The 4,561-nt window shown below is 48.4% G+C and carries 4 protein-coding genes and 2 pseudogenes; 4 read left to right on the forward strand and 2 right to left on the reverse strand.

What is annotated here, in order from left to right; translation table 11 throughout:
• Window positions 1-96, forward strand: a pseudogene (locus tag H6F88_RS13530) (IS5/IS1182 family transposase); the annotation flags it as partial.
• Here H6F88_RS13530 and H6F88_RS13535 read toward each other — a convergent pair.
• Entirely contained in the window at window positions 64-807 is a 744-nt protein-coding gene (locus H6F88_RS13535) for a cupin domain-containing protein (RefSeq protein ID WP_206756445.1), read from the reverse strand. The pseudogene H6F88_RS13530 and the gene H6F88_RS13535 overlap by 33 nt on opposite strands.
• A 116-nt stretch (window positions 808-923) precedes the next feature.
• Here H6F88_RS13535 and H6F88_RS13540 point away from each other — a divergent pair, with 116 nt between their 5' ends.
• Complete coding sequence (locus H6F88_RS13540; protein WP_190643281.1) at window positions 924-1,739, forward strand: NAD-dependent epimerase/dehydratase family protein; 816 nt, start codon at window positions 924-926, stop codon at window positions 1,737-1,739.
• Window positions 1,740-2,142: 403 nt separating this feature from the next.
• Here the strand turns inward: H6F88_RS13540 and H6F88_RS13545 are convergent.
• Window positions 2,143-2,631, reverse strand: a pseudogene (locus H6F88_RS13545) (transposase); the annotation flags it as partial.
• A 442-nt stretch (window positions 2,632-3,073) separates the two neighbouring features.
• Between H6F88_RS13545 and H6F88_RS13550 the strand changes: the two are divergent.
• Both H6F88_RS13550 and H6F88_RS13555 read left to right on the forward strand, forming a co-directional pair.
• Window positions 3,074-3,556, forward strand: a complete 483-nt coding sequence (locus tag H6F88_RS13550; protein WP_190643283.1) for an HNH endonuclease — start codon at window positions 3,074-3,076, stop codon at window positions 3,554-3,556.
• Window positions 3,557-3,719: 163 nt separating this feature from the next.
• Entirely contained in the window at window positions 3,720-4,250 is a 531-nt protein-coding gene (locus H6F88_RS13555) for a hypothetical protein (RefSeq protein ID WP_190643284.1), read from the forward strand.
• Window positions 4,251-4,561 lie beyond the last annotated feature (311 nt).

Genomic DNA, 4,561 nt, shown 5'->3' on the forward strand with positions numbered 1-4,561 from the left:
TTTGCAGGACGTTATCGCAACCGCAGAAAACGGTTTGGCTTGCGCTTGAACCTGATTGCTGGCTTACTCAACTATGAATTGGCACATGCCTCTTGATTCATGCAGGAAGTCTAATGTCCAGCGACGTTCTGGTGCAGCATGCATACAAGAGATGGCGCGTCCAACCAGCGGATCCATGATGCCGCGCATCCAGCCGACAGATTTGTGCAGGTCTGTCGCCAGATACGTGCGAAGGGACTGCATAAAGAGCAGATCGGCGAGTTTAGCAACCACTAGATTTGAGCCTGGCTGCTCTTGGGCAAGCTCCTCCGCAATGACATTCAGGATTGTTTTCAACCAGGGTGCATGACAGTCCGTTCCGCTACGGATGACAAGCACAGGCGGCAGCGCGGTGAGTAGCGGGTTTCGGCGGGGGTCACCGAAGGAAAAGATGCCGACAAGGATCACGCTCTGCGAGCCGCCGCCACCATGCTGGAGTTGAACTACTTCTCGGTAGCGCATACCGCGCCGGTATGGTTCAACCCCCGTCTCGTTGAGCAGCGCTACCAGCGAAACCGAAGGAGCATTTGCGGAGTCGAAACTAGTCATCTCGTGAGACTCTCCGCTTGGAAGCACCAAGAAGTCTCCCTCATATAGGTCGTAAACGCTGTCTGCAGTTTCGATGCGGGCTTTACCGGAAAGCACTGCGTAAAACGGTGCGACAGAGCTGGCACTCTTCTGAATGCGCCAAGGATCGGTCGCCGCCAGCCGACAGAACACGCAGCCTTCCTGACGCAAATCGGCAAGAATTTGATCGATGACATCCATAGCAAGACGATCGCGAATGAAATACAGACGAACACACATGCACCGTCTGCTTTTTGATTTTAAGGTGAAGGAGTAAAGCAGGACGTTCTGTCTGGAACAGAAATAAGGAAGAGCAAATGCAGATATTTGTGACTGGTGCGACCGGGTATATTGGTCGCGTTGTGACAGAACAGGCGTTAGCTGAAGGACACGACGTATATGGGCTGTCGCGCAATGAAGCAGGTGATGCTCAATTGAAAGCTTTGGGTGCGATTCCAGTACGTGGAGATCTCGCTAGCCTGGATATACTTCGACAACAGAGTTCTGAAGCCAATGCCGTGTTGCATCTGGCCTACATCCACGACTGGAGCATGGACTATGAAGAGATTCTACAAATTGATGGGGCTGCAGTAGGTGCGTTGGGTGAGCCTCTACACGGAACCGAGAAGGCGCTCGTGGTGACTTCTGGTACGGCGGTGGTTGACTCAGATCCGGCGGGTAATGAAACCACAGAGGATTCACCGCTGTCGCAAATCTTCGTCTTGAAGGAGCGTATTCGTTCCGAGCGTCATGCACTGAGCCTGAGTGAGAGAGGTGTGCGGGTAAGCGCGATTCGTCTGCCGCCTTATGTCCATGGTCGTGGCGGTAGCTACTTCGTGCCATTGCTGATGCAAATGGCTGCAAAAGCTGGCGAGTCCATCTATGTGGATGATGGCAGTCTGTGCACCTCAGCTGTTCACGTCGATGATGCGGCGACGCTGTATCTTCTGGCAGCAAAGGCGGCAAAAGCGGGTAACGTTTTCAACGGCACCGGATCGACAACCGTGACGTTGCGGGCACTCGCCGAAGCGATCGCAGCAGCACTGGATCTACCCGTGCGATCGGTCAGCCGCGAAGAAGCGGAGATGCAATGGGGTCAATTCCTGACTGCGTTTGTCCAATTTGAAAATTGATCGTCCAATCGCAAAGCAGTTGAGCAATTGGGATGGCAGCCGAAAGGCATCGACCTGCTCACGGACATCTGTGCCGGATCATACCAAGAGATGGTGGTAAGACTCCAACAAGGCTGAGTTTGTGATGCCGGATGGATTCTAGTTGACAGAATTAACAACTGTCGTTGAGTACTCTTTAGCAGCAGAAACTCATTGTTTCATCAAATACGTGAGATTTTACTGACCAACAATATCACGGCAGAAGGATTTTCGGTTGTGTCGCAAAAACTTATTAAGGACAACCGATCAGTATCGTAGGGTATGTAAATAGATTTGTGTCAAAGATCCAAATCATAGAGGAGAGCGATCTTCATAAGCGATCGCAAACTGACAGGGCATCAAAGTAAACAATGGGGTAAACTCACTCCAAGGGGCGATTCTGCCACAGTTTACGTTCTTCTTCGACCGCATCGGTGACATTAGAAATTAGCCCCGCCGATACTTCGACTCCATACAGGTCTTGCAATTGAGCTTGAATGTCACGAGTGCTCATCCCTCTGGCATACAAGGTCAAAATCTTGTCATCAAAGCCATCCAAGCGGGTCTGGTGTTTCTTAACGATCAAGGGTTCAAATTCGGAGTTTCGATCTCTTGGAATGGCAATTTCGGCTTCGCCAAATTCTCCTTTAATCGTTTTCTTGCTATGTCCATTGCGACGATTAGTCGGTTTTGCCGCTTGAGTTTGGGGCTTTTGTGCTTCCAGGTGAGTCTTCATTTCTGCCTCCAAACAGCGTTCTACTAAGGCTTTGGTCAATTGTTTCAAAATTCTACCCTCGCCCAGTAGGTCTTCGGGTTCCTTGTAGCCTTGTAGCAGTTGGTCTAGCAGTTCGGGTTGAAAGGTCATTGTGTTCATGTCTCTGCGCTAGTAGTTCATTAGATCTCAACTTCTGACCTTTGACACAATTTATTTTAGTGCAACACGTTCTCTCGAAACTAACTCTAGTTGGAGGATGAGAGGCAAGGTCATTAAACCTTGACAACTGATGTCCGATGAGGGTGAAAGCCCCTCCCTCCTGGTAGTGCCAGGTTCACGACTAGCCATCAACGCCTGAAGCGGGGTTAAACGGCGGTAACTGGAAGCCTACTCTAGAATCCCGTCTAGCAAGCTGTATAGGGATACGCAAGGAATCCATGTTTGAAGGGTCGTGAGTTGTGAGCGGTGAAATCAGGCTGAAACACCGCAGCCAAAAGGCGAAGGATAAGAGGCGGGCAACTTAAATTGTGACCCGTAACTACTCTCAAGAAACCCGGTCTAGAGTGGAGTCCTAAGTACAGCAACTATCAGACATCAGAACGTGTCGCGATATTGGCGAGTAAACCAGGGAGATGGATGGGTATTTCAAACTAATGATGGACTGAAACTCTGTCGTCATAACGAAACACCAATCCGTCGCCATATTAAGGTTCAAGCCAATCGCTCACCGTACGATGGGGACTGGGCTTACTGGGGAACAAGGCTCAGATCATATCCTAAGCTACCCCCACTGAGAGCATTACTGCTCAAGCAGCAACGGGGTAAATGTACTCACTGTGGACTTAACTTCTGTTCAGATGATCTCATCAAGGTACATCACCAAGATGGAAATCATGGCAATCCAAGCCTGAATAATCTGAAACTGCTGCACTGTCATTGCCACGACCAGGCACATGGAGCAGCGACAACACCTAAAACTGGTATTCCTGACAATGAACCAGGTTGGAGAGAAGCCGGATCCCCGGAAACAGGCAAGTCCGGTTTTGAAGCCAAGCAGGTGGGGCGACCTGCCTGCTTAGGTTAACCCAATCCCAATGTTTGAACTAATTTTGACCGCTTACGCAAAAAACTACACTCTCGCGTTTTCATTTGCGCTTCATTGGGCATCTTTAAAAACGAAACTCCCCCGGCATCCGTGCAACCGAGGGAGCTTCTGCAAGCATTTAGGACCCAATCCAAGAATACCCATGAAACATTCAATCTTCTTCCCTAACCACACATCTTGGTTGAATGCATTGAAGATAAGCATTCCAGGTTACTTGTGTGGTGTTGGAGTCTTCGCTTTTTCTTTCTGGCAATATGCGTTTATTTCTATCGTGCTGGCAACAGCTCAGGGGACCAATCCGCTAGGCATACTAATTATTGATTTATTAGCATTGCTAGCAGGTATTGCCTGGTACTTCCTACTAATTCTTATTTTTTCACTACTGCTGCGTTTGTTGTGGTCTAACCCACCTGAATGGCTCAAACCATCAATGCATTGGTTTAGAGTGCTTTATGATTTCAACGTCATAATTTTTGCCACTCTACCTATATTTTTGATCTTCCTAGCTGGTGTTGCAGCTAATGAATCAATCGACCTTATGAAGTCAGCAAGCTATCAATTGCATTTAGAAAAAGTGCTTTTAAACTTTTCTTGGCTATGGGTGATTGCTGCTGCTTACCTGTATCAAATCGAATTTGTAGTGAAGAATCGAAGGAAAGTTAAGAAGTGTTAGTTACCTCTGCCCCATCCCCCTGTGGCTTCATCAAGCCTAACAGTCAACTCCTCCAATCTGTTAGAAATTGCTAGCACTAAAACCTTCGCTTCGATTAAGGTCGTGTGTTCTCATCAACAGATAGGAGTTGATAACGAAATCATGGTGGCACGAGCATAATTGTCAATACTCCTCAAATAATGACACCAGGAAGGACTCATACGGAATCCGGTTATGGAGTAGCACTATAAGATAGGAGGATGGGACGCACAATTACACTGGCAAAACACCTCAGTCGTGAGGAATTAAAAACTCGCTATCAAAACAGCAGT

It is taken from the genome of Oculatella sp. FACHB-28 (assembly GCF_014696015.1).
Lineage (GTDB): Bacteria > Cyanobacteriota > Cyanobacteriia > Elainellales > Elainellaceae > JAAUTN01.

What these genes read in the sequence shown, in the direction of transcription:
- H6F88_RS13555 (WP_190643284.1), top strand. Translation starts at nt 3,720, where the DNA reads ATGAAACATTCAATCTTCTTCCCTAACCACACATCTTGGTTGAATGCA.
- H6F88_RS13540 (WP_190643281.1), top strand. Translation starts at nt 924, where the DNA reads ATGCAGATATTTGTGACTGGTGCGACCGGGTATATTGGTCGCGTTGTG.
- H6F88_RS13535 (WP_206756445.1), bottom strand. Translation starts at nt 807, where the DNA reads ATGGATGTCATCGATCAAATTCTTGCCGATTTGCGTCAGGAAGGCTGC.